General features: G+C 56.6%; 16 protein-coding genes and 1 pseudogene. 12 read left to right on the forward strand and 5 right to left on the reverse strand.

The window, feature by feature from the left end:
- Positions 1 to 109 precede the first annotated feature (109 nt).
- On the forward strand, positions 110 to 1,009 hold the full coding sequence (locus GOB93_RS12900; RefSeq protein WP_173583918.1) for a 50S ribosomal protein L11 methyltransferase: 900 nt from the start codon (positions 110 to 112) through the stop codon (positions 1,007 to 1,009).
- Between the two features lie 44 nt (positions 1,010 to 1,053).
- Positions 1,054 to 1,551: a GNAT family N-acetyltransferase gene (locus tag GOB93_RS12905; protein WP_173583919.1), complete on the forward strand. Its 498-nt coding sequence runs from the start codon at positions 1,054 to 1,056 to the stop codon at positions 1,549 to 1,551.
- Positions 1,552 to 2,003: 452 nt separating this feature from the next.
- Here GOB93_RS12905 and GOB93_RS12910 read toward each other — a convergent pair whose 3' ends face one another.
- From GOB93_RS12910 to GOB93_RS12920, 3 genes are all read right to left on the reverse strand, one after another.
- Complete coding sequence (locus tag GOB93_RS12910; protein ID WP_173583920.1) at positions 2,004 to 3,794, reverse strand: ABC transporter ATP-binding protein; 1,791 nt, start codon at positions 3,792 to 3,794, stop codon at positions 2,004 to 2,006.
- A 181-nt stretch (positions 3,795 to 3,975) separates the two neighbouring features.
- A complete protein-coding gene (locus GOB93_RS12915) occupies positions 3,976 to 5,235 on the reverse strand; it encodes a CCA tRNA nucleotidyltransferase (protein WP_173583921.1) in 1,260 nt (419 codons plus the stop codon).
- Positions 5,232 to 5,828, reverse strand: a complete 597-nt coding sequence (locus tag GOB93_RS12920) for a DUF1285 domain-containing protein (protein WP_173583922.1) — start codon at positions 5,826 to 5,828, stop codon at positions 5,232 to 5,234. The genes GOB93_RS12915 and GOB93_RS12920 overlap by 4 nt, the downstream gene beginning before the upstream one ends.
- A gap of 133 nt (positions 5,829 to 5,961) precedes the next feature.
- Between GOB93_RS12920 and GOB93_RS12925 the strand changes: the two genes are divergently transcribed.
- The 4 genes from GOB93_RS12925 to GOB93_RS12940 are packed head-to-tail and all read left to right on the forward strand — an operon-like array spanning position 5,962 to position 13,238.
- On the forward strand, positions 5,962 to 7,020 hold the full coding sequence (locus tag GOB93_RS12925; RefSeq protein ID WP_173583923.1) for an AAA family ATPase: 1,059 nt from the start codon (positions 5,962 to 5,964) through the stop codon (positions 7,018 to 7,020).
- 2 nt (positions 7,021 to 7,022) lie between these two features.
- Positions 7,023 to 8,054 carry a DUF58 domain-containing protein gene (locus tag GOB93_RS12930; protein WP_173583924.1) on the forward strand — a complete coding sequence of 344 codons (1,032 nt, stop codon included), beginning with the start codon at positions 7,023 to 7,025 and terminating at the stop codon, positions 8,052 to 8,054.
- Positions 8,055 to 8,062: 8 nt separating this feature from the next.
- Positions 8,063 to 11,029 (forward strand): DUF4159 domain-containing protein, encoded by a 2,967-nt coding sequence (locus GOB93_RS12935; protein ID WP_173583925.1) that lies wholly within the window; start codon positions 8,063 to 8,065, stop codon positions 11,027 to 11,029.
- Positions 11,030 to 11,036: 7 nt separating this feature from the next.
- A complete protein-coding gene (locus GOB93_RS12940) occupies positions 11,037 to 13,238 on the forward strand; it encodes a VWA domain-containing protein (protein ID WP_173583926.1) in 2,202 nt (733 codons plus the stop codon).
- A 49-nt stretch (positions 13,239 to 13,287) separates the two neighbouring features.
- Here GOB93_RS12940 and GOB93_RS12945 read toward each other — a convergent pair.
- Positions 13,288 to 14,717 (reverse strand): annotated as a pseudogene (locus GOB93_RS12945) (MFS transporter).
- A gap of 278 nt (positions 14,718 to 14,995) precedes the next feature.
- On the opposite strand from GOB93_RS12945, the gene GOB93_RS12950 reads away from it, so the two are divergent.
- The 3 genes from GOB93_RS12950 to GOB93_RS12960 all read left to right on the forward strand — a co-directional run bounded on the left by GOB93_RS12950 (position 14,996) and on the right by GOB93_RS12960 (position 17,384).
- A complete protein-coding gene (locus tag GOB93_RS12950; protein ID WP_173583927.1) occupies positions 14,996 to 15,301 on the forward strand; it encodes a CsbD family protein in 306 nt (101 codons plus the stop codon).
- Between the two features lie 314 nt (positions 15,302 to 15,615).
- On the forward strand, positions 15,616 to 16,248 hold the full coding sequence (locus tag GOB93_RS12955; protein ID WP_173583928.1) for a ribonuclease HII: 633 nt from the start codon (positions 15,616 to 15,618) through the stop codon (positions 16,246 to 16,248).
- Positions 16,245 to 17,384: a site-specific DNA-methyltransferase gene (locus GOB93_RS12960; protein ID WP_277877270.1), complete on the forward strand. Its 1,140-nt coding sequence runs from the start codon at positions 16,245 to 16,247 to the stop codon at positions 17,382 to 17,384. The genes GOB93_RS12955 and GOB93_RS12960 overlap by 4 nt, the downstream gene beginning before the upstream one ends.
- A gap of 162 nt (positions 17,385 to 17,546) precedes the next feature.
- On the opposite strand, the gene GOB93_RS12965 is transcribed toward GOB93_RS12960, so the two are convergent.
- Positions 17,547 to 18,179 carry an ankyrin repeat domain-containing protein gene (locus GOB93_RS12965; protein WP_242010763.1) on the reverse strand — a complete coding sequence of 211 codons (633 nt, stop codon included), beginning with the start codon at positions 18,177 to 18,179 and terminating at the stop codon, positions 17,547 to 17,549.
- Positions 18,180 to 18,713: 534 nt separating this feature from the next.
- Here GOB93_RS12965 and GOB93_RS12970 point away from each other — a divergent pair.
- The 3 genes from GOB93_RS12970 to GOB93_RS12980 are packed head-to-tail and all read left to right on the forward strand — an operon-like array spanning position 18,714 to position 26,519.
- Complete coding sequence (locus GOB93_RS12970; protein ID WP_173583929.1) at positions 18,714 to 19,970, forward strand: MdtA/MuxA family multidrug efflux RND transporter periplasmic adaptor subunit; 1,257 nt, start codon at positions 18,714 to 18,716, stop codon at positions 19,968 to 19,970.
- Positions 19,971 to 19,979: 9 nt separating this feature from the next.
- On the forward strand, positions 19,980 to 23,162 hold the full coding sequence (locus GOB93_RS12975; protein WP_173583930.1) for an efflux RND transporter permease subunit: 3,183 nt from the start codon (positions 19,980 to 19,982) through the stop codon (positions 23,160 to 23,162).
- 39 nt (positions 23,163 to 23,201) lie between these two features.
- Positions 23,202 to 26,519, forward strand: a complete 3,318-nt coding sequence (locus GOB93_RS12980) for an efflux RND transporter permease subunit (protein ID WP_173583931.1) — start codon at positions 23,202 to 23,204, stop codon at positions 26,517 to 26,519.
- Positions 26,520 to 26,522: the final 3 nt, after the last annotated feature.

Genomic DNA, 26,522 nt, shown 5'->3' on the forward strand with positions numbered 1-26,522 from the left:
GAGTTCTCTTTCGGGCCTGTTCTCTGGCGTCTGGTCCGCAAACCCTGATATTCAGTGAGAATTCGCGGCCGGCTCCCGGCCGTGCCAGCCCGCCGGGAAGACCAGCCTGATGAGTGTTATACGCCGCAGACATGCGACCGAGCTTGAAACAATTTCGGTAACTGTGCCGGAGTCCGGGGTCGAGGCATACGAAACAGCGATCGGGATCGTCTGCACGACAGTCGGCATTTTCGAGTTCGACGAGGCTGAAAAACTCTGGCGCGTGGAAGGCGTGAAAGACGTTGGTCATGCTGAGATGGAACTGGCGGCGGCGCTGGCGATTGCGGCGTTGACCAGCGGGATCGAGACGGAACTGGAACGCAACCGGACGGAGGCAGAGGGCTGGCTGGCCCGGACCTATGAGTCTTTTCCGGAACAGAATGTCGGACAGCGGTTTACTGTGCGTGGCTCACATCTGGAAGAGCCCGGAGTTACAAACCGGATCACCATTACGCTTGATGCCGGTATGGCTTTTGGTTCCGGCGAGCATGGATCGACGCGTGGCTGTCTCAGAGCTCTGGAACTTATTGCCCATAGGAATCCTCAACGAATTCTCGATCTGGGCTGTGGCTCCGGGATTCTGGCAATGGCGGCGGCGGCCCTGTTTCATCGGCATGTGCTTGCGACGGACATTGACCCTTGGTCGGTGCGGATTACCGAGATGAATGCGGCCCGAAACGGGTTGTCGCAATTCATTGAGGTACGGATGGGCAACGGGTGGTCGACGCCACAGATCCGGAGGGAAGCGCCTTTCGATCTTGTGTTTGCCAATATTCTCGCGCGCCCGCTTTGCCTGATGGCCACTGATCTGGCGGCGAATCTTACTCCGGGAGGGACAGCCATCCTAGCCGGTCTTTTAAACACGCAGATGCGGATGGTGCTTACAGCCCATCGCCGCTGCGGGCTTGTGCTGGAACGACATTTGCGTGAAGGCGATTGGGGTACGCTGATCCTTCGCAGGCCGTTCTGAGATAAACCGTTTCAGAGAATTAAGTCGTTTCAGGAACAGAAAACATGGGTTTCGTGATTAAGCCGGCTGAAGAATGGGACGTTCCGGCGATTGTCGACATTACCAATGCAGCTGTCCGCAGCACGACGGCGCTCTGGGTTTCGACGCCCTATTCGTATGAAGAGCGCCTGCGGTGGTTCCGTCAACGGAAGGATGAGGGCTGGCCGGTGCTGGTCGCACATGAGAGCGGACAGGTACTGGGTTTCGGGTCCTATGGTCCTTTTCGAGCTTATGAGGGCTATGCGAGGACCGTGGAACATTCGGTTTACGTAGATGCGGGTGCCCGGAAGCGAGGTATCGGACGCGCATTGCTTGAAGCATTGACTGAAGAGGCGTCCAGACAGGCGATGCATGTGATGGTGGGGGCAATCACAGCGAACAATATTGCGTCTGTCGCGTTGCACGAGCAGTGCGGTTTTGTGAAGGGCGGCGTCCTGCCTCAGGTGGGGTTGAAATTTGGAAACTGGCTTGATCTTCTGTTTATGTACAGAGTGTTAACTTAGAATACTGATGTGTCATCTGAAGATATCATTTGAGCTGAGCATGAAACCCATATTGTCGCGAACACGCTGTTCAATCTGTCGGCTTCCTTTGTGTGAAGATGACAGATTGAGCAGATGTGAATCGGGATTTTAAAGCGCTTCTTTAACGCATATGGAATGCAGCATACTATCAGACGCCGATCCGGTGATTTTCATAGTCTGGCAAACGGATTATGAAAACAAGGAACATACTTACGATTATGCACAGATGAACGAAGGCAATCCGGATTGCGACGTTATACATGCCTGAGTGTATCGACGGGGGAACGATATCGGTAATTTGCGCTACTGGTATCGACGGGCAGGACGGTTGTTGCTGAGGAAATCAGCAGACGCAGAAGACGCAGATGGAAAAAGAAATTACCCCGTTTTTGCTAAATCGAGCATCCCAGTAACCAGATGGTTAGTTGAATTCATCCTTCCAGACCTTGGCTGCGGACAAGACGGGCGTAAAGACCGCCTCTGGCGATGAGTTCGGAATGGGTACCGCACTCAACGGCCTGTCCCTCCTCCATGGCAACGACAATGTCCGCCGAGCGCACAGTGGACAAACGGTGTGCAACAACAATAGTTGTTCGCCCGGTACGAATTTCTGCAAGAGCGGCCTGCACCAGAGATTCGTTTTCGCTGTCGAGCGCACTGGTAGCTTCGTCGAGCAGAAGCAGGCGCGGATCACGCAGAAGGGCCCGGGCCAGAGCGATGCGCTGGCGCTGGCCACCGGAGAGGCGTCCCCCTCCGGGACCGACGCGGGTATCAAAGCCGTCAGGAAGAGTAAGAATGAAGGGCTCAGCGGCGGCAAGACGCGCAGCTTCTCTGACTTCGGCCTCTGAGGCTGCCGGACGGCCCATCAGGATGTTGTCGCGCACCGATACGTCGAAGAGCAGCGTATCCTGGCTGACATATGCGATCGCATCCCGCAGCGCGTCCAGGCGCACATCTCTCAGATCGGCACCGTCGAGAGTGATGATGCCACCAGAGACGTCATGAAGCCTTGGAATCAGAGACAGAGCGGTGGATTTGCCTGCTCCGGACGGACCAACAAGAGCGACAGTCATTCCCGGCTTTGCATCGAAGGAAAGCCCCCGCAGGCCCATGCGCCCGTCGGGATAACGGAAGGATACATTCAGGAAGCACAGATGACCGTGTCCCTGCGGGAGAGCTGTGGCGCCGGAACATTCTTTTACCGCTGGCTGTTCGTCGATAACGGAGAAGATCCGACCTAGGCCAGCAAGACCTTCCTGGAGGGCAGCGTTCAGAGCTCCGAGTGCGCGCAACGGACGGGATGCAAGGAGGAGCGCTGCAACGAAGCCGGAGAAGTCACCGAGAGTAGCGCCACCCATGGCAGCACGCCAGCCGGCGAAGCCAAGAACGGCGGCTACAGCTGTACCGCCGAGAGCTTCGAGAAGAGGATCAACACGGGCGCGACCGCGCGTGATTTTTACAAAGGCGTCGTGCAGAAGATCGAAAGACCTGTCGGCACGGGTCTGCTCGCGGTTTTCAAGACGATAGACTCGGACGGTACGGGCCTGAGAGAAGGTTTCGGTCAGGAGCGCGGCCGTCTCGCCAATCTGTTCCTGCACATTGCCAGACGCCCTGCGGACGCGTTTGCCGAGTTTCTGGATAGGGACCGCAGCAACGGGATAAAGCAATGCTGCGATCAGGCTCAGTTCCCAGTCCATGTAGACCATTGCAGCAATCAGACCAACAACGGTGACGACGTCACCCAGTGAGTTGACTGCCCGAACCATCGCCTCCCGGATGGAGACGGCGTCAGTAGTGAAACGGGCGGCGATAGAAGCCGGAGCCTCGCGTTCAATACGGGCCACATCCGTGACCATGAGGTGCCGGAACATCGAGCCCTGGAGACCCCGGATAACCACGAGAACGAGACCCTGGGTAGCAAGAGTCTGGCCGTATTGTGCGGCGGATTTGGCCAGCGTTATGGCAACAACGAGCAGCGGGACCTGGTAGAGAATGCGCTCGTCATGGGTAGAAAACATGTCGAGAGCACGTTGAATAACCAGTGGATAGAGCGCGGTAAGACCGGCCGTTAGCACGGTCAGGCCGATCACCGAGACGATACGGCTTCTGTGGCATTTCACCTCCTCTCGCCAGAGTCTGGCGAGGAGAGTTCTGCTGTCATCGGGAAGTCGTTTAGTCGCGGAACGGGAAACCGAAGGCGGTGCAGGCAGAACAGCGTTCATCCGCATCCTCTACCAGCGACACTGATCGGCGCAAAGACGGCCTAGGTGGCGGAAATGCAGATTACGGGGTTCGGAATTATTACATATCGCGTTACCAGAGGAGTGATCGCAACGAAATCTATATAATTATATTTTATAATCATACAATTATATCATTTTCCTTATAGACAACATCAGGGCATCACAGGGGCCGTACGAGCCTCTGTTTCGCAAAAACGAGGCAGGCTTCTTTGCCTGCGTGGCAGCCCCCTTGCCACCACCAGCGTCGCACTTCGGCGAGGATTTCTCCAATACGCGGCCCAGCGATCATCCCTGAGGCGATGAGGTCACGACCAGCCAGAGGGAACACGGGCGTTGTTTCCGTCATGAGCCGGTGACGCAGGATAGTCCAGTCTTCTTCCGGGACTTCCGTCTGATCATGCAATCGTGCTGCGGCCTGGGCCAGCCATGTCCGACCAGTGAGTGTGCGGACAGGGGTATCGGCCAGCAGACGCGCCAAGTCGTCTTCCCCGGTTACTGTATCCGGAGTGGGAACTGGCGTGCCGGACAGACTGATGACTTCATTCGCATCGAGGCGGGATAGGTGGAGTCTCAGGACGCAGCGGGCAACATCGTCGGGTATGACTGCTGCGCCCTGAAGCAGTGCGGCAAACCTCAGTCTCTCATCTGGTGGTGCAGCACAAACAATCAGGGATTCAAGAAAATTACAGGCGGAATCGCTGCGACCTTTGAGTTCGGGAATACACTGATCGAGGACGCCAGTCTGGGTCATAAGACGAAACATGGACGCAGCGTTGGGACCAGTGAGAATTCGACGCAGTTCGGACCAGATTCGTTCGGCCGACAGATTTCGTATCAAAGGAGCGCAGTCGGTTATCGCACTCAAAGTTTTCCGATCAGGATTGGGATCTCCGAAGCGTCCCTGAAAGCGAAAGAAGCGAAGAATTCTCAGAGCGTCTTCTCCGATTCTCTCCCGGGGTTCACCGACGAATCTGACGCGTGAAACGGCAAGGTCATTCAGACCGCCAAAATAATCGTGGATATATCCATCGCTTCCACAGGACATTGCGTTGATCGTGAAGTCCCGACGAGCGGCGTCTTCTCTCCAGTTCCGTGTCCAAGCGACCTGAGCGTGTCTGCCGTCAGTTCGCTCGTCCTTTCGTAACGTAGTGATCTCGAAGCCAATGCTGTCGATCAAGGCCGTTACTGTGCCATGCGACACTCCTGTCGGAATAGCTCTGACTCCTCTGGCTTCGAGTCTCTCGGTGACCTTGTCCGGCGGTTCGGGCGTAGCGAAATCGAAGTCCATAACATCCTGACCGAGCAGCATGTCACGGACAGCGCCGCCAACGAGGCGGGAATCTGGCAATATCGTCCAGATTTTTTGCAGGGCCGGAAAGAGAGACAGCCCGTCGAACGAGATCCGACGCTGCTCTGTCACAGTTTTTTTTCCTCGTAGTCAGGCATATCCGCATCAGGACAACCACGCGGAACGCGAGCAAGCGGGAAAAATACGCTGTTGCTCCAAACCCCGAGACAGGGTTGCCCGCAATGACAACCAGGCTCCGCGAGAGCAGCCAGTTCATACCAGACCGAACGGGAAATTCGTGCTTCGACCGGGAAGCAACCGTCCCCGGCACGGACAGTGAGATAAGGAGGCGAAGCACTGTCGCAGGCGTCAAGAGGCAGGTCCCACTGAGTCCGCAGCGGATGTTCGGGACCGGCGACAATAACTGCATCAACGTTTGTTCTGAAGCATAGAATCTGCTGGCGACCAGAACCGCGCCAGTCCAGTGCGACCGCAACGAACGGGGCATCTTCGACGTCAATTACGCCTTCTTCGAGCGGCGTGCGGAGCCAGAACACACCGTCTGCCGCGCGACGAAGGGCGGAGGCGAACAGGCAGATCATGGGTTTGCGACGGATCAGGCTGCCTCTGTAGAGCCACGAACCATCCCGCCGGATCAGGAACGGAAGTTTCCGGAACTGATGCGACTGCTCGTCCCCGCCTTCGGGCTGACATTTTTCGCCCATGCCGGAACGGGAGTCTCCAGGAAAACTGTCTCGCGTCACGATCGGTTAACTCACATCTGTTTGCCTTGGCGCCATACGGATATAGGGTTGCTCCCCGGCTTGATGTAAGCCCCGGACATGTCAGACTGGACTCATGACGTCAGATATAATGCCGATTCAGACGAACTTTTTCTCTCCAGATACCAGTGCTGGTTCCACCGGCCTTTCGCCAGAGGCGGCAGCAGTCGCCGGGCGTGCCGACCTCATTACGGATCAGCTTCAGGCTGTTCGGCAGGAAATCGGCCGGGTGGTGTTCGGGCAGGCCAGCGTGGTTGAGCAGGCGCTGGTGAGCATTCTGGCTGGCGGTCATGCTCTGCTGGTCGGCGCGCCCGGTCTGGGCAAAACACTGCTGGTCACGACACTGGGCTCAGTTCTCGGGCTTGATGCGCGACGGGTGCAGTTTACCCCGGATCTGATGCCCTCCGATATCACCGGTAGTGAGATTCTGGATGAAGATGCGGGCGGACATCGAAGCTTCCGCTTCATTCCAGGACCTGTTTTCTGTCAGTTGCTGATGGCTGATGAGATCAACCGCGCCAGCCCTCGCACGCAGTCTGCTCTACTGCAGGCAATGCAGGAACATCGGGTGACCATTGCCGGCACGGAGTATGCACTGCCGCGCCCGTTCCATGTGCTGGCGACTCAGAACCCGATTGATCAGGAAGGCACTTATCCTCTCCCAGAAGCTCAGCTTGACCGGTTCATGCTGCAGATTCAGCTGACCTTTCCGGAGGCAACTGACGAGCGGGCGATGTTACTGGCGACAACGGGCGCCGAACTGGCTGCAGCGAGACAGATTCTGACTGTTGAGGAACTGCTCGCGGCTCAGACGATGGTACGACAGCTGCCAGTCGGGGATCGGATTGTAGATGCCATCCTGCAGCTTGTGCGATCGGCGCGACCTGAGACGACGGATATTCCTGCGGTGCGGGACGCTATTGCATGGGGTCCTGGTCCACGTGCCGCACAGACTCTGATGCTGGCGACGCGGGCACGGGCGCTGCTTGATGGCCGGCTATCACCTGGCCTTGATGACGTGGCGGCGCTTGCTCGTCCCGTACTGGCACATCGTATGGCGCTGAGTTTCGCTGCGCGGGCCGATGCGACGCGCATCGAGGATGTGATCGATAGTCTCGTCGAACGTCTGGGCTGATTTTGGCACCTGAAACACAGTTTGCGGGAAACCGGGCCGGTATATTTTCCCGCGTTCTTCCGGGTCTGCGAAGCGGCACCACATCGGTGGGGAGCAGAGACGCGCCTGCCGACCGCAGAGAGGACTCAGGGACCGTCACCTCGCTGGCCAGCGATGCGGCGCAACTTGCGGCTCGCCTGCCAGCGCTCGTTGTTCATGCGGAGCGAATTGCCGCGACGATTGCTGCCGGTCAGCATGGGCGACGACGGGCCGGACCGGGCGAGACATTCTGGCAGTATCGTCCGGCGCAACCTGGGGAGCCGGTGACGCGGATCGACTGGCGACAATCGGCGCGCAGTCATCGCGCCTATGTTCGGGAAACCGAGGCTGAAGTTGCGCAGACAGTTTATCTGTGGTGCGATCTGAGCCCATCCATGGCATGGTCGTCACAGGAGAGACCCGGTCTGCCTCAGAAGCGCGATCAGGCAATTCTTCTGCTGCTCGCGCTGGCGACATTGCTGGAAAACGGAGGAGAGCGAGTCCGTCTGCTGACGGCAGAAGGACCGGCGACGCTGCCGTCAGGAGCCGGACGGATTGCAATGCGGCTGGCTCTGTCGCTGAACACCCTGGCGGAGCAGATTCCGACCCAGACACTTCCTTCGGCGGCAATGCTGCCACGTTATGCGAAGCTTGTTATCGCAGGCGACTTTCTCGGGCCGGAAGATGAGCTTGCCTGGTTTCTGCGGCACCTGACGGCACGGCCGGTTCCAGCACAGATGTTGCAGATCGTCGATCCCGCCGAACGGGATCTTCCCTATGCCGGGCGCATCCGTTTCACGGGTACCGAGGAAGGCGAGCCGGCTGTCATCCTGCCTCGTGTCGAAGATTTGCGACGGGACTACGGATCAATTTTCACCGAGCGGCAGAGGCGTCTGCGAACGCTTGCGGATGCAGGCGGCCATACGCTTCTGACCCATTTCACGGATCAGCCTCCGGCGGCAGCGATGCTGGCTCTAAGCAGTGCCGTCACTGGACAGCCTGACGGACGCAGATGAGGGCTGGCATGATGTTTCATTCCCCTGCCCTTCTCGCGGCTTTTGTTCTGCTTCCGGCCATATGGTTACTGTTGCGGGCACGGCCCCCAATGCCACGGACGCAGATTTTCCCGCCTGTTAGCCTGCTTGCCCTTCTGAAGCCTGAGAAGAACGATGCCGCGACGCCGCCCCTATGGCTCCTGTTGCTGCGTATTCTGGCAGCAGGACTTCTGATCGCTGGTCTGGCGGGGCCAGTTCTGACGGGACGTCCCGTGACGCTTCCCGGAACCGGAACACTGCTGCTTGTCATTGATGACGGTCTGATGTCAGCAGCAGACTGGAGCGAGCGTAATGCAGCGGCACAGACAATCCTCGATGCGGCAGCGCATAATGGACGTCAGGTGATCCTGCTACGTACGGCTCATGATAACGGGTCCGGTCCCGCAGCAGACGGTACAACGGGGGGTAACACATCAAGACTTGTACCCATGTCTGCCAAACGTGCGATCATGATGCTTGATGCGACACGGCCATGCCCCTGGGATTCGCGCCGGGGACACATTGCAGAGGATCTGCAAGCACTTGCTAAAGCCGGGACGCAGATTGGCGCAGTGCTGTATCTGAGTGATGGCATCGCGTCACCGGGCACTCAGGGCAAGCTGGCGGATGAGGCCTTTGCTCGGGCACTTCGCGCACTGGGCTCGGTGCAGGAGATTCGCTTTCACGGCAGTGAGCCGGTTGTTCTGATTTCGGCACATAGCGACACTGCAGCAGCAGAGCGGGCTCCAGGGCCTGATGCACCGGGGATTATGGCGCGTCTCGTGACGGTTCCGGCTGCAACACCGCGAAAGGTACGAGTGCGGGCACACAGTCAGGATGGTGGCACGCTGGCGCTGACAGATGTGACGATTCCGGCTAACGCGGAGAATGTGGCCGTGCCGGTGACTTTGCCGACTGCAATGCGGAACCGGGTCGATATGTTGTCTGTCGACGGCTACTCTTCCGCAGCTGCCACCCTATTGCTGGATGAGGGAGACCGGCTTCGTCCTGTAGGGCTGATCTCGACAGGTACAAGCGATACGCCACTGGTGGGGTCGCTGTTCTATTTACGGCGGGCCCTTGGCCCGACGGCCGATCTCCGGGAGGGTGCAGCGGCGGCATTGATCGGTCAGCCTCTTTCTGTGCTGATTGCGCCGGACGGAGCGCTGGCGGATGCGGATAGCCGTCATAAGATTGCTGAGTGGGTCCATAATGGTGGCACCTTGATTCGTTTTGCCGGACGGACGCTGGCGGGTCATGAGGATGGAGGAAACGGTCCGGATCAGCCTGAAGGCGAGGCATCAGACAGAGAAACGCCGGAAGAGACGTCCGTGGAGGATACACTTCTGCCTGTTCCGCTGATGCCAACAGCACGTCAACTCGGGGGCACCATGTCCTGGGGCAGGCCTCAGACGCTTGCGGCGTTTTCATCTGACTCCCCGTTTCATGGACTGATCGTACCTGATGACGTGACCGTATCACGGCAGATTCTGGCGCAGCCTGCGGCAGATCTTTTCTCGCATAGCTGGGCAAAACTTGCTGATGGCACACCGCTGGTTACTCACACCAGTCTGGGAAAAGGCGAGATTGTGCTGTTTCATGTAACGCCTACAGCTGACTGGTCATCACTGCCACTTTCGGGTCTGTTTGTGGAAATGCTCGACCGGCTGGTCGAGCATGCGGCGGGTGTGGATGCTCCTGCCGACGACGCGGTTCTGACGCCGGTTCTGACGCTTGACGGGGACGGTTCGCTCGGGCCACCCCCGTCCTTCGCACGGGGACTTCCCGCGAGCCGCTTCGGAACTGAACCGCCATCCCCGGAACATCCACCTGGTCTGTACGGATCGCAGGCCAGTCGCCGGGCGCTGAATGTGGGAGATACGGTTACCCGCGTGGCTGTTGCTGCTCCAGCCGGAACGGTTACAAATCCGGCAGGACGTCGCCCGGACCGATCCCTCGGTCCTGCCTTTCTGGCGGCAGCACTGCTTCTCCTAGCTCTTGACGCATGTCTGACCTTGCTGATGCGAGGTATGACTTTTCTCTGGCGCCCCAAACCTGGCAGCAATCGAAAGGTGCTTCAGATGACGCTGAGTAGCGGCATCGTTTTTGCCACTCTCGGCAACGTCACGACGTATGCTCAGGAAGTCGGCACCGCACCGGGGACTCAGCCTTCTGATATTACGTCTCCGGCTGTTGGCATGATCGGAGAAGGCCAGAACAGTGACATACCCGGAGCAGCACTGGAAACCCGGCTGGCTTATGTTCTGACCGGTAATGACGAGGTTGATACAGTTTCGAGGGAAGGACTTCAGGGATTGTCTGGCTATGTGAACAGCCGGACATCAGCGATTCTGGGTCATCCAGACGGGGTGACACCGGGGGTAGATGACTTATCCTATTATCCCTTGCTCTACTGGCCGATCATTCCAGGAGCAAAAGCCTCTCCGCGGATGACCAGCGCACTGACGTCTTTCATGGCGCATGGTGGCATGATCATAATCGATACGCAGGGCGTGGATAACGAAGCGGGTAATAGCGACAACGATGCGGCAGTTACCGAAGGTGGCGGCGGCAGTGCTGCAGCGCTGCGACGGGCTATGGCGGGACTCCCCATTCCGCCACTGACAAAGCTGAATGATCATCATGTTCTGACTCACACATTCTATCTTCTGCACGAATTTCCAGGGCGTTACGCCGGGTCGCCCGTATGGGTGGCACGTGAAGGTGAGGCGGAAAATGACGATGTCAGTCCGGTGATTATCGGGTCATCGGACTGGGCGCATGCCTGGGCGGTCGATGAGAACGGAGATACGCGTTTCGCCGTCATTCCGGGGGGCGACGATCAGCGACGTATGGCATACCGGTTCGGCGTTAATGCTGTGATTTACGCTCTGACCGGCAATTACAAGGCTGATCAGGTCCATGTTCCGGCCATTCTCAGGCGTCTTGGACAGTAAGGGCGGCATGATCGATACCTTCACCCATAATCTTGGATTCGCGCCACTTTTACCGCGCTGGCTGCTGATTACCATTTGCGCATTATATCTTCTCATGGTTCTGGCTGGGCTTGTAGCGCGCATGCGCGGGACGATTTTCCGCGGAGTTACAGGAGCTGTTGTGCTGCTCTGGCTGTCAGGACCGGAAACGCTGCACGAGACGCATCGGGACCTGCCAGAGACGGCTCTCATTATCGTCGATCAGACGAATTCAATGTCAATCGGAAACCGCGCTGCAATTGCGCGGGCGGCGGAACGGGCTCTTAGCGAGCAAACGAAAAAAGGGCTTTCTTTTCGGACCGTGACGGTTCATGGCGAACGCAGTGGGGGCACCCATCTGTTCAATGCATTGTCACAGGCTGCGGCGGATATTCCGCCGGAGCAGTTTGCCGGCGCGGTTATGATCACGGACGGGCAGACGCAGGATGTGCCAAAGATTATTCCTGATCGTCTCGCACCGCGCGATGAGCACAATTCGGTCACTACATTGCCACTGCATGTTCTGCTTGCCGGCCACGGTGAAGAGACTGACAGGCGGCTTCGGATTTTGCAGGCACCACCTTACGCAATTGTCGGTCAGTCGGCATCTCTGCATATCCAGGTCGATGATCTGGGGCCCGGCGCACGTCCCGGTACGCCTGCAACCGTTACACTGACCCGGGATGGCGGCGACAGACTGGAGGTGCCGGTTCAGACCGGGACACCACAGGATATCTCAATACCTGTTTCTCATCCGGGGGAGACACTGATTAGTCTGGCCGTCTCCGCACTGCCGGGCGAGGTATCAACAATCAATAATCAGGGCGTTGTCAGTATCAATGGCGTGCGGGACCGGTTGCGTGTACTCCTTGTCTCCGGGACACCCAATCAGGGTGAGCGCGTATGGCGGCGTCTGCTGAAGGCCGATCCTTCGGTCGACCTTGTTCACTTCACTATTTTGCGTCCGCCGGATAAAGATGATGGCACACCAATGTCGGATCTCGCGCTGATTGCATTTCCTGTACAGGAACTGTTCCAGAACAAGATCGGTCAGTTTGACCTCATTATTCTCGACGGCTTTGAGAACCGGCATATTTTGCCGCCGGTCTATCTGAGAAATATTGCGCGCTATGTGCGCCGCGGTGGTGGTCTTTTTCTTATTGCGGGACCGGAATTTACGGGCCCCAACTCACTTCAGGACACGATTGTAGGCGATGTCCTGCCGGCACATGTTCCTTCTTCCCAGCCGGGCGGATCAGCAGAAAGTTCAGGCGGCATTGTCGTGCGACGTTTCCGGCCGCGGCTCACAGATGAAGGACGCCGTCATCCGGTAACCGCTGCTCTGCCTGGAGCACCGCCGCAAATGGCGGCCGATGCATCAGATCTGTCGACGCCAGCACGGGAAATTTCCGGAGAGTGGGGACCATGGTACCGGGCGTTGCGGCCGGACTCGTCGCACGGAGAGACACTGATGAGCGGGCCGGACAAATCGCCACTCCTGGTTCTGGATCATGTTGATCAGGGCCGGGTAGCGCTCCTGCTCTCCGATCAGATCTGGCTATGGTCCCGTGGAGAATATGGTGGTGGACCCCAGGCGGAATTGCTGCGTCGTATCTCGCATTGGCTGATGAAAGAGCCTGATCTCGAGGAGGAGCGTCTTGACGCGCGGATCAGTGACAGCACGCTGACTGTGACCCGGCACAGCGAGACTGCCACACAGCCATCAGCGCTGACCGTAATGGCGCCGGACGGCACGAAGACTACACTGCAGCTTCGGCAGACTTCGGCTGGCGTGTCGGAAGCGCAGATGCCCGCGATACAGCCAGGCGTCTGGCAAGCTGACGACGGGACACATCGGGCCTTCGCGGCGCCAAAGCTGGCAGATCCTCAGGAGTTTGCGGATCTGCGACTCACGGCCAGTCATATTGCTCCGGTTGTCGCGATGACGGGGGGAAAAATCGGATGGCTGGGGACTGATCCAGGGAAACCCGCGATTCCGCCGGTGCGGATTGGACCTGTTACTCCGCATGCAGGCGAAACCAGTTCCGAAACGGGTGACACGCTGACATTCCCTCCCCGGCATGCACATGTGCTGACCGGAACCAGCACAACACCGCTGCTGCCGGCCTGGCTGGTACTGATACTTGCAATTCTGGCGCTTGGCATCGGATGGTATCGTGAGGGAAATTGAGCCGGCAGGGGTCGGAACAGATTATTCTGCCCTGGCGCCGGGTGATTTTTCAGATATTGCGCATCGACGACTCGTCCGGCTTCTCAAACGATACATGTCCGCTCACGGCGGAACCTGCGTTCGGTGCCAGCATTGCCGCAGTGGGAACCGCCAGCAGGGAAATTGCACCTGTAACGAGAAATCCCGCGTCGAAATCAAACGATGTGACTTCAGCATGACGGAAAACAATACGCGAAACAGTAACCGTGAGCGCCGCGATGCAGATTCCTGCGGATAGCATGATCTGCTGGAAAGTCGAATAAAAGCTGGTGGCCGCACTCATGCGAGTTTCGGGCAGATCAGCATATGCAATAGAGTTATAGGCCGAGAACTGGATGGCCTGAACTGCGCCAGAGCAGATCAGAACGAATGTGAGAGGCCAGACAGGCCATCCTGGCCGGATCATGGCTATGATCGCGCAGGTGATAGCTGCACCGAATCCACTCAGCATCATCATGTTGCGAAAGCCGTAGCGACGGAACAGCCGCGTCACATACAGACGCGAACAGAGAGCACCGACAGGCGCGGCGAAAGTCACGAGGCCACTCTGTGCCGGATTGAGGCCGAAGCCGATCTGCAAAAGTGAAGGAAGCAGAAATGGCAATGCACCGACAGCGACACGACTGGCAGCTCCGCCCGTGACGGAAAGCCGGAACGTAGGCACAGCCATGAGGGTGAAATCCAGCAGCGGCGCAGAATAATGCCGCATATGACGGAAATAGGCCGCGAAAAGAGCCGCTCCGGTCACCAAAAGGCCAGCTGAAAGCCAGTAAGGCCGTGTGTTGTGACTGATCATTTCCGCACCAAAGGACATCAGGGCAAGCCCTCCCCCGGCCTGCAACATGCCAATACAGTCAAAAGGCTTTACAATGGGCTCTCTGATCTGAGGAATGTGTCGCCAGGTCATGAACAGCCCCAGCACGCCAACGGGCACGTTGATGTAGAACGTCCAGCGCCATGACAGTGCTGACGTGATCAGGCCGCCGAGTACCGGGCCGAGCATTGGACCGAGCGTTGCGGCAACATCATCCACATCATTGTACCGAGAAGTTCGGATTTTGCGACGCTGCGAAGCAGCACGAGTCGACCAACGGGTACCATCAGGGCACCGCCGATACCCTGCAGCATTCTTCCGATGGCAAGCACTGACAGAGTCGTAGCCTGGCCGCAAAGAACCGAGCAGGATACGAACAGGATTATGGCAGTGAGAAGTGTGGTTCGACTGCCGAATCTGTCGGCGACCGCTCCTGATGCCGGAATGAAAATTGCAAGGCCAACAATATAAGACGTAAGCGCCACAGAGGCGGAGACAGGGTCGACATGAAGGGACTGTGCAATTGATGGGAGTGCGGTTGCCAGGATTGTTCCATCGAGTTGCTCCATCAGCAGAAGGCTGGAGATAGTCAGCGCAATGATCTGCGGGCGTCGGAACAGCGGCATAACCGCTCAGAAACTCCGTTTTCAGATGAAACGCAACGGAATGCGAACCATTTTGATACCCGGGTCTCTGAAATTTGCTTTTCTGTCTCTCAGTGCGAGGCGGAAACGACACCGGTATTTCCGCGTTACAGGTCTGGCTGTGCAGGGCCAACACGTGCCGACGCGGCACTGCCGGGAAAAACTTGCATCCTGGCGGATGTGCTGTTCCAGATAGTTTTGTTGAATCCGTGCGGCGGAACCTGTCTTCCCGCTGCGTCAGAAAAGAAGAGGATAACCTGATGGCTGACGATAAAATCAACACCACCAAAGAGAAGCTGGAAGGCGCTGTCGATCAGGCGAAGGGTCATGTGAAAGATGCAGTTGGCGGCCTGACAGGTGACGCGGGTCTTCAGGCAGACGGCAAAGTGGACCAGCTTGCGGGGATGGCACGCGAGGAGTTTGCCGATCTTTATGAGGAAGGCGAGGGGCTGATTGAGAAAGGTGTGACTTTCGTGCGTGACAAGCCGCTTCTCTCACTTGGCATTGCGTGGTTTGCCGGTACCCTGTTTGGCTGGTGCCTGATGCCGCGTCGTCGCAAGGTCTGATTTTTCACTACAATAAAAACGCAGAACGGTCTCCGGCGATCCTGTGAAACGAGGGCCAGAGCCGTTCTGAGTCTACAATGCTATATTTTTGTCTGTTCTCACATTTCGTCCGAAGATCGCATTTTTCGCGTTTTCCAGTAACAGGACTCATGATTTTTCTGCTTCAGAGCAGCAGACCTGTAGCTGGCAGCTATAAATTTCATCCCTGACTCTTGCGCGCTTACCCCATATGATGGTTTTCCTTTCCTGCGAGTCGCGTATTGAACGACTCGATGATTCGCAGCGAGTCGTTCAAAGACCGGGGAAGGAATTACATGCCTGATTTCTTGCTGGAGACGGAGCATGGTGGCCGCGTGGCGGGTGTCGATGAAGTCGGTTGCGGCCCTCTCGCCGGCCCGGTCGTTGCGGCGGCTGTAGTCTTTAGCGGCGGCGTCCCTGACGATCTTGCTACGATCATTGATGATTCCAAGAAACTGAAAGCCACCCGACGCGAGGACATTGCACGCCGCCTGAAAGCTGTCCCCGGCATTGAAATCGGGATTGGCGCGGCGTCTGTCGCTGAAATTCTTCGCCTCAACATTCTTCGCGCGGCCCATCTCGCAATGCGGCGCGCGATCGATCGCCTCCCTGCCCTGCCAGTTCTTGCTCTTGTTGATGGCAACAGAAAACCGCCGCTGGGGATTCCTGTCAGAACTCTGGTTGGCGGGGACGCGATCAGTCTTTCTATTGCGGCGGCATCCATCCTGGCGAAAGTTACGCGTGACCGGATCATGGTCCGGCTCGATCAGCGATGGCCCGGTTATGACTGGGCCCGCAATGCCGGATACGGCACCAGCGCGCACAGGACTGCTATCACCACGCGGGGCTGCACGCCCCATCACCGTCGCGGTTTCGGTACAGTCCGGCGACAACTCGCTCTCACTTTTACCCACGGAGATTTAGCATGAGCGGTGCGACCACCCCCATGGAACTGCCGCTTGATCAGATTCTGCGAGGCGAGTGTGTCGATGTCATGCGAATGCTGCCATCGGCGAGTGTGGACTGCGTGTTTGCTGACCCTCCGTATAATCTTCAGCTGCGGGGCGAGTTGCGGCGGCCTGACGACACCATTGTCGACGGAGTGAACGATGACTGGGACAAGTTTTCCGATCTTGCGACCTATGATCGGTTTACCCGTGACTGGCTAAGCGAGGCGCGTCGGCTTCTGCGCAAGGACGGAACAATCTGGGTGATCGGATCATATCATAATATTTTCCGTATCGGCGCGATTTTACAGGATCTTGGATTCTGGATTCTGAATGATATTGTCTGGCGCAAGTCGAATCCCATGCCGAATTTTCGTGGCAGGCGTTTCACGAATGCGCATGAGACGCTGATCTGGGCAGCGCGTAGCGAGGACAGTCGCTACCGGTTCAATTATCAGGCGATGAAAGCACTGAATGATGACGTGCAGATGCGTTCAGACTGGTATCTGCCACTCTGCACTGGTGGTGAGCGTCTCCGCAATGATCATGGCCTGAAGTTGCACCCAACGCAGAAACCGGAGAGCCTGCTGCACCGTGTTCTGATTTCATCGACGGCGGTGGATGATGTAGTGCTCGATCCGTTCACCGGCACCGGCACGACAGCGGCGATGGCAAAGCGACTGCGCCGGCGGTTTATCGGCATTGAGCGTCATCCTGATTATGCCGAAGCAGCGATCGGACGCATCCGTCGTGAAAAGGCGCTGCCGCTGGATGCAATCACTACGACTCCAATGAAGCGCGAGGCACCGCGTGTACCGTTTGGCAGCCTTGTGGAGCGGAATTTCATTACGGCGGGCACGATTGTCTGCGATAAGAACCGACGCATATATGCAACAGTGTCTTCGGATGGAACGCTGGTCAGCGGTAGCAGACGTGGCTCGATTCACAAGCTGGGCGCGATGATGACCAATGCGCCATCGTGCAATGGCTGGACGTTCTGGTATCTGGAACGCGACGGAGAACTGATACAACTCGATGTGCTGCGCAGCGAGAGCCTGATGGCGGAGGCAGCGGAACTGGCCGCTCCTTTCTCAGAAATTCCGATCGCCGCGCAGTAAATTCTCCAGCGAGCATACCGTGCCGTCGTTATTAACCAGGACCTGGCGATCCCGCTTCCAGCGACATGGCTCCTGTCAGATAACTACATCCGATCTGATAAAATTCTCAGCAATCAGACAGATGGACCGATGATAAAAACTGCGACACGCGAATAGCAGTAATCAGGTTCCACCGAAACCGAGGAAGCCTACGGATGGCTGTGGCCGCCCTCCGGAGGCATCGTAACGGGAATCGACAATTTTGCCGCCCCGTGAGGCTCTTCCGCCGACACTCAGATGACCTGAACCACCTTCCATGCTCACACCGGAGCTTGCGACCGATGTTGTCGTCTCGTCCGGAGCTTCAAGGCTGCGCATCGAGAGGAGGAAGAACATGATATCATTACGGTTGAGATCAATTGCCATATCGAGCGGAGTCTGGCTCAGCACATTATGGCCGTTCAGATCAGCCCCGCGATTAACCGCTTCACGCGCAGCGCTGAGACTGCCGCGATTAATGGCGTCGAAGAGTGCGGAAGTGGGTTCGAGATCCATATTGGAATGTCCTCCTTCTTCCTCATTCGACTGAGCGCCAGGAAGGGCGGCCGGCGGAGCGGCACGTTTTGCGGCACGACGCTCCTCGGCCTTTTTAGCAGCCTCTTCGGCTTCAGCCTCAGCTTCAGCCTGGTCCGCATCCTGTTCCTGAGCATGAGCATGGCGCAAGGGCGCTGAGCCTGCGGCTATTCCCAGCAGGAGAGCGGACAGAGACAGATGGATACCGAACCGGCGCTTCAGGACAGATCTGCGGTGAGACATGGTGCAACAATACTCCGTGGCAGATCATTTAATAAAATTTACGGCATTTCACCAGATGCTGTATCCGAATCTCTTTTAAGCCTGCCCGAATTCGGGAGACCAGGAGCTGCTCTGCGGTTTCGTTAATGTTACGAAACAGGAAACTGGCGAAGAATATTACTGATTCGTTTCGGTTTGTATGGAATATCCCCCCGTCGGACATGTCACCGTAACTTAAATATTGGTTCATTGAACGGCTTTTCCCTGACAGGAAATGAAGAGTCTCTGAAAATTTTTCTCTTTTATATCAATAACAAAAGCAGAAATTATCTCCCCATGACCGAACATCCTGGTGCTTCCGGAATTGCACTCCCGGCCTGTGTCGGAGATCAGATTTTACTGCTATCAGGCATAGGTCAGAAAGCTCGTCCGGTTCTCGCGCCAGCTCAGGTGCAACTGGCTGAAGCATGATGGGATATGACCAGCGGCCATCCACAGGCCAAAAAATGTGGAACAGGGCCAGGCAGAAATCAGGTGGACGGAAACCGGCAGAATATGGACGAAAAGAATACAGGCATCTCTCCGGTTCCGGATCAGAAATTCCGCCCGCCTCGTCGTCGCCTCTGGATCCTGGTTGCCGTGATTCTGTTGGCAGCTCTGATTCTGGCTGTCGCCTTTTTCGGGCATAGCGGCCACAAATCCGGAACTCGGCGACAAGGGACGGCCGGAACCGATGCGCCTCAACCGGTAGCCGTCGAGACAGTTACGACGGGTGATATGCCTGTGGTTCTGACCGAACTCGGAACTGTCGTGCCGATCACTAACGTGACCGTTCAGTCGCGTGTGGAAGGCTACCTAATGGACGTAAAGTTTACAGAAGGTCAGCATGTAAAAAAGGGAGATTTGCTCGCCATTATTGATCCTCGTCCTTATGAGGTTCTTCTGCATCAGTATGAGGGGCAGCTGGCTCAGGATATGGCACAGCTTGAAAAAGCACGCGTTGATAATGCGCGCTATCAGAAGCTCATCAAACAGGACAGCGTCGCTGCAATGACCGCACGCGATCAGGAATTTACCGTTGAGCAGCTTGAAGGCACGGTAAAAGTCGATCAGGCCCTTGTCGACAATGAGAAGCTTCAGCTTATCTATTGCCACGTGATCGCGCCAGTGGATGGGCGCGTCGGTATCCGCGCTGTTGACCGCGGTAACTACATTGCTTCCGGCACAGGGCAGTCGGGCGGTCTGGTCATTCTGACCCAGATGCAGCCGATCTCTGTTATCTTCACGCTTCCACAGGATCAATTGGCGCAGGTGGCTGATCGCCTTCGCGCAGTCGGCAGTTTGCCTGTAGATGCATGGAACAGCTCGAATACCCAAAAAATCGCGTCAGGCACTGTCAGCACGCTGGACAGCCAGATTGATACTTCTACAGGTACAGTACGTCTCCGTGCCATTTTTACCAACGAAGATGAGCATCTCTTTCCAAACCAGTTCGTCAACGCCCGGCTTCTGGTGGATACACTGCATAATGCCATCATTGTGCCCAGCAATGCTTTGCAGACCGGTCCGAACGGGCAATTCGTCTATGTGGTGAAGAGCGATAACACCGTTGATGTCCGTAATGTGAAACCTGGCATCACGGACGGGACACGCACCGTCGTTGCAAGCGGTCTCGCTGCCGGCGACCGCGTGGTTACGGATGGCACGGACCATCTTCGTGCAGGCGCGAAGATAACGATCCCGGCTGATAATCCCGCTCCGGCGCCGGATACTGCGCAGCCGGCGCAGAATCATCACCGCCATGCGAACTGACGCCCGCCCGTGAATCCGTCACGCATCTTTATCGAACGGCCGGTCGCAACGACGCTGCTGATGTTTGCCATCCTGATGGCAGGCCTGCTTGGCTATCATTTTCTGCCTGTGTCGGCTCTGCCGCAGGTCGAATACCCAACGATTACGGTCCAGACATTCTATCCGGGAGCAGGGCCGGATGTGATGGCAACGTCGGTCACTGCGCCGCTGGAGACGCAATTCGGGCAGATGCCTGGTCTGGACCAGATGACATCGCGCTCGTCGGGTGGCGCTTCGGTAATCACGCTACGGTTCAATCTGTCCATGTCGATGGATATCGCCGAGCAGGAAGTGCAGGCAGCTATCAATCAGGCCAATTCGCTGTTGCCTACGGATCTGCCAGCACCACCAATCTACGCGAAGGTGAATCCAGCTGACACGCCTGTTCTGACCCTTGGAATTACATCAAAAACCATCCCCTTGCCTGAGGTCGAGGATTATGTCGATACACGGCTGGAGCAGAAAATCAGTCAGATTCCGGGTGTCGGGCTTGTGACTCTTTCCGGTGGAAACCGGAAGGCAATCCGTGTTCGTGTCAATATTCCGAAACTGACATCCTACGGTGTCGATCTCGATACGCTCCGCACGACGATCGGCAACGTGAATGTCAATTCGCCGACGGGAACATTTGACGGTGCACAGCGGGCGGCGACCTTGCGGGTTGATGGCCAGATCACTGGCATTGATCAGCTTCTGAACCAGGTGATTGCCTATCAGAACAATGGGCCAATCCGTATCCGCGATGTCGCGACAGTAGTCGTCGGAGCCGAAAACGAACAGCTCGCAGCCTGGGCGAACATGACACCGGGGCTCGTCCTGAATGTGCAGCGCCAGCCAGGCGCGAACGTTATTGCTGTTGTCGACAATATCAAGGCAGCCTTGCCACGGCTCAAGGAGTCGCTTCCGCCGGGTATCGACATTGTCCCGCTGACCGATCGCACCACAACCATTCGTGCCTCTGTGGCGGACGTCGAGTTCGAACTTTTTCTGGCACTCGTCCTGGTCGTTGCCGTCATATTCGTGTTTCTCCGCAATATTCCGGCAACGATTATTCCAAGCCTGTCTGTGCCTTTGTCGATCATTGGCACATTTGCAGTGATGGATCTGCTTGGCTTTTCGCTGGACAATCTGTCTCTGATGTCGCTGACGATCGCCACCGGCTTCGTGGTCGATGATGCCATCGTCATGATCGAGAATATCGCCCGCTACATAGAGATGGGCGAAGACCGGATGACAGCGGCGACGAAGGGTGCGGGGGAGATCGGGTTCACGATCATTTCTCTGACTGTATCGCTCATTGCTGTGCTGATCCCACTACTTTTCATGGGAGACGTGGTCGGTCGTCTGTTTCATGAATTTGCGCTTACTCTTGCGATCACCATTGTGCTTTCAGCCGTCGTTTCACTGACACTCGTGCCGATGATGTGCGCACGGATGCTTTCCGAGCGTCCGCATACTGAAGCTGACGCGCATACGGCGTTTCAGCGCTGGTCCGCGCGTGTCGAGATAGCGACTGAACGTCTGATTGCTGCCTACGACCGCGGGCTCGACGTCGTTCTGGCACATCAGCGGACAACGTTGCTTGTCTTCGGGGCGACACTTCTCCTGACAGGCTTTCTGGCGTGGGAGATTCCGAAAGGGTTTTTCCCGGTGCAGGATACCGGGGTCATTCAGGGTATTTCAGTTGCGGCGCAGTCGACCTCATTTGAGTCAATGAAAGCACATCAGCAGGAGCTTGCCCGGGTCATTCTGAAGGACAAAGACGTTGTTTCGCTGTCTTCTTTCATTGGTGTTGATGGTCAGAACTCGACCCTGAATCAGGGACGGTTTCTGATCAATCTCCGGGATCATGACGATCGCGGCTCAACAGCGCAGGAAGTTGCGACCCGTCTTTCCAATGAGACGGCGGGGATTGCCGGTATTCGTCTGTACCTGCAACCGGTACAGGATCTTTCGCTCGATACGACGGTCGCAGCTACGCAATATCAGTTCATGCTGGAGAACCCGGATTATAACGAGTTCAAGACCTGGGTTCCGAAGCTAATAACTGCCCTGCAGCAGGAGCCGTCACTCTCCGATGTGACATCGGATCTGCAGGCTGAAGGCCTGGTGGCCAAAGTAACGCTCGATCGTGCTACCGGAGCACGGTATTCGATCACGCCGCAGACGGTGGATAACGCTCTTTATGACTCCTTCGGCCAGCGACAGATATCCACGATCTACACACAGTCCAATCAGTATCGCATTATCCTTGAGGCCGATCCAAAGTTTCAGACTCGTCTAGGGTCCCTGAATGAGATCTATCTGCCTGGTATTTCCGGGAATTCCGGGCAGAGCAGTTCCGGTCCGACCCGCACGCCGACTTCCGGGCTGGTTCCCCTCGCAGCAGTCACAACTGTCACTCATGAGACGGCTCCTCTGTTAATCACACATTTCGGGCAGTTTCCGGCCTCGACGATCTCGTTCAACGTATCGCCCGGATACACGCTTGGGCAGGCGGCGGAAGCGATCGAGCGAGTTGAGAAGGCGGTGGGGCTGCCAGTCTCATTCCAGACATCATTTCAGGGAACCGCAGCAGCTTTTCAGGGATCGCTTGGCAATGAGCTCTTCCTTGTCGCTGCCGCTCTGATGGCGGTCTATATCGTGTTGGGCATCCTCTACGAGAGTTTCGTTCATCCGGTCACGATTTTGTCCACCCTGCCCTCCGCCGGGATTGGTGCTCTGCTAACACTTCGTCTGGCGGGAGCCGGACTTGATGTCATGGGCATTATTGGTCTGGTCCTTCTGATCGGCATTGTGAAAAAGAATGCGATCATGATGATCGACTTTGCGCTGGAGGCTGAGCGCGAGCATGGCATGACGTCCCTGCAGTCGATCAGGCAGGCAGCGACGCTGCGTTTCCGTCCAATTCTGATGACGACTCTTGCCGCCATGCTCGGCGCTTTGCCGATGGTGATCTCGCATGGCACGGGTTCAGAGTTACGTCGTCCACTGGGTCTTGCCATTATCGGAGGACTGGCACTTTCGCAATTTCTGACGCTCTTTACGACACCAGTGATTTACCTGGCTCTGGATACAATGGCCCAGAAATGGCGTGGTCGTATGGCGGGTGGTCTCATCGGCACACCTGAGCCTGATCCTGGTCAGAGCTGATTCTTTCATGATGAGCCCTGCGCGGATAACCGGATTGTCATGAACCCTTGCCGCATCTTTATCGAGCGGCCTGTTGCGACCACCTTGCTGACGGTCGCCCTGCTGATCGCCGGGATCATCGGATATGTGGGACTTCCGGTCTCAGACCTGCCAAATGTCGATTTTCCGGTTATTCAGGTCCAGGCACAGCAGGCTGGAGGCTCGCCCGAGGAAATTTCAAGTTCTGTTGCAGAGCCACTGGAGCGTCATCTGGGTCAGATTGCTGATCTGACCGAAATGACGTCCCAGTCGACACAAAATCAGGTTCGTATCACTCTGCAGTTTTCGCTTTCCCGGGATATCAATGGCGCCGCCCGGGATGTCGAAGCAGCGCTCCAGGCGTCTCACGCGGATCTGCCATCTTCGCTGCGGCAAAACCCGAATTACTTTAAGGCAAATCCCAACGGCGCACCGATTCTGATTCTCGCCCTCACCTCTCCGACACGGACACCGGCGGTTCTCTACGATCTGGCGAGCAACGTGCTGCAGCAGCATCTTTCGCAGATACGTGGGGTCGGTATGGTTGACATCGCGGGAAGCGCCCTTCCCGCGGTAAGAGTCGATATGAATCCGTTGCTGCTGTTTCATTATGGCATCGGTTTTGAAGATGTTCGCGCGGCGCTTGCTTCGGCGAACGCGCACGGTCCAAAGGGAATCATCGATCAGAACGGAATGCGATTCACGCTTGATACCAACGATCAGGCTCGCTCAGCTCAGGCGTATCGGGATCTTGTGATCGCCTACCGGAGCAATCGTCCGGTCCGGCTCTCCGATATTGCCGAAGTTCATGACGGCGTCGAAGATGTACGTAACGCCGGTTTTTTTAATCGTCAGCGGGCTGTGATTGCCGTTGTCTTTCCCCAGGCGGGCGCAAACGTCATTCATACAATCGATCAGATTAAAGCCGTGATGCCGATGCTACAGACGGCATTACCTGCGGATGTCTCACTTCACACGGCGCTCGACCGGTCACTGACGATCCGGGCTTCTCTGGAAGATACGCAGACTACGCTCATTATCGGTGTGATTCTTGTCGTCCTTGTGACCCTTGTTTTCCTTCGTTCGATCCGTATGACGATCATTCCGGCTATTGTCGTGCCGACATCGATTATTGCGACTTTCGGCGTGATGAGACTGCTGGATTTCTCGCTGGATAATATGTCGCTGATGGCGCTGACGGTTTCTACCGGATTTGTAGTGGACGATGCGATCGTCGTACTGGAAAACATCGCACGCTATATAGAAGAAGGAGTGGCACCACGTGAGGCAGCTCTGCGCGGAGCACAGGAAGTTGCTTTTACTGTCTTCTCGATTTCAATTTCTCTGATCGCTGTTTTTCTGCCGATCCTGCTCCTTGGTGGCCTGGCCGGACGCCTGTTTCATGAACTTGCAATGACGGTCTCCATCACCATCATGATCTCGATGGCGCTGTCGCTCTCTCTTACTCCTATGCTGGCTTCCCGAATTCTGAAACCGGCAACATCTGATGCCACAGCCGCCCAGTCTGGCCGGACATGGTTTTCGCGAATGGCAGCGGTGCTCGGTCATTTTTCGGGTCACATGGTTGACTACATGGCAAAAGGATATGAAACCACTCTGGATGTCGCACTACGCCATAACAGGCTGGTTCTTCTGACGCTGCCGCTGACAATCATCCTGATGGGCGCCTTGTTTATTGCCATGCCCAAGGGTTTTTTCCCGACAGAAGACACCGGGATGCTCATGGGACATCTTCAGGGCGACCAGTCGATCTCCTTTTCCGCAATGACGCAAAAAGCCGACGTCGTACAGGCAGCTGTTCTGAAGGATCGGGAGGTTGAAAGTATTGCCGGATCTGTAGGCGGTGGTCGTGGTTCGTCCAATCAGGCGAATTTATTTTTGCAGCTCAAAGACAAAAACTCACGCGGGCCGGCCGAAAATCTGATGGTCCGGATTACAAAGCGTCTGAGTAATCTTGTTGGAGCACGCTTTTATCTTATGCAGCCTGGCGCGGTTCGCGTTGGAGCACGGCAGAGTAATGCCGGCTATCAGTATACGCTCGAAGGAGATACTGCGTCTGAGCTTTATGCCTGGACGCCGAAGCTTGTCTCAGCTCTGGCCCGTCATCCGGAAATTCTCGACGTTTCTTCGGATGTTCAGCAGGGAGGATCGGCTGTTGTTGCCGGGATTGATCGTGATACCGCGTCGCGCATGCAGATTACGCCGCAGCTGATTTCCAATACGGTGTATGACGCCTTCGGCCAGCGTGCGGCATCAATCATTTATAACCGACTGAATCAGTATCGCGTCGTTATGGAGGCGGCACCTCCTTTCCTGGTCAATCCGGACACGATCAATCAGGTATGGGTCAGCGCTTCGGGCGGCAGCGCTTCGGGTGGAACCGTTTCAAACACGATTCGGGTGGTCGCGTCGGATTCATCCGGCAGCAGCAGCGATACAGCGAGCGTCAGCAGCCAGAATTTCCGTAATCAGATTGCGAACCAACTCGCGGGTGGTTCTTCGACCTCCACTGGTTCCGCTGTGTCGACCAATAGTGAATCAATGATACCCATCACTTTTATCACTGACATTTATCCAGCCCGTACACCGCTGTCGGTTAATCATCAGGGGCAGTCCGTCGCTGCAACTATCTCATTTAATCTTGCTCGGGGTGTGGCACTGAGCCGGGCGGTAGAAATTATCCAAGGCGCGACGATTTCACTGCATATGCCCTCCACGATTCATGGCAGTTTCGCTGGAAATGCCGCTCAGTTTCAGAAATCAGTTAATGACGAGCCACTTCTGATTCTGGCGGCGCTGGCAGCTATCTACGTTGTGCTGGGCATCTTGTACGAGAGCTATGTTCATCCTCTGACTATTCTGTCGACTCTGCCTTCCGCTGGCGTGGGTGCATTACTGGCACTTCAGATTTTTGGTGAGGATTTTTCCCTTATCGCCATGATCGGAGTGATTCTGCTGATCGGCATTGTGAAAAAAAACGCCATTATGCTTGTTGATTTTGCGATCAATGCAGAAAGAGAGACGCAGTGCTCGCCCTATGATGCAATCAGGACTGCCTGCCTGCTGCGCTTCCGTCCGATCATTATGACGTCTCTTGCCGCAGCACTTGGTGCTGCACCGCTCGTATTTGGCAATGGTTACGGCGCCGAAATGCGACGGCCGCTGGGCATTGCGATCGTCGGTGGTCTTCTGGTCAGCCAGGCGCTCACGCTTTATACCACGCCAGTTGTTTACCTGACGCTGGATCGTCTGGCTTTACGCTTCAGAAAACACTCGTGGAAATTACACCGTCGCCCTACCAATCCTCAGGAAGCCTGACGC

Origin of the sequence: Acetobacter musti, from assembly GCF_011516835.1 — a bacterium.
GTDB classification, from domain to species: domain Bacteria; phylum Pseudomonadota; class Alphaproteobacteria; order Acetobacterales; family Acetobacteraceae; genus Acetobacter; species Acetobacter musti.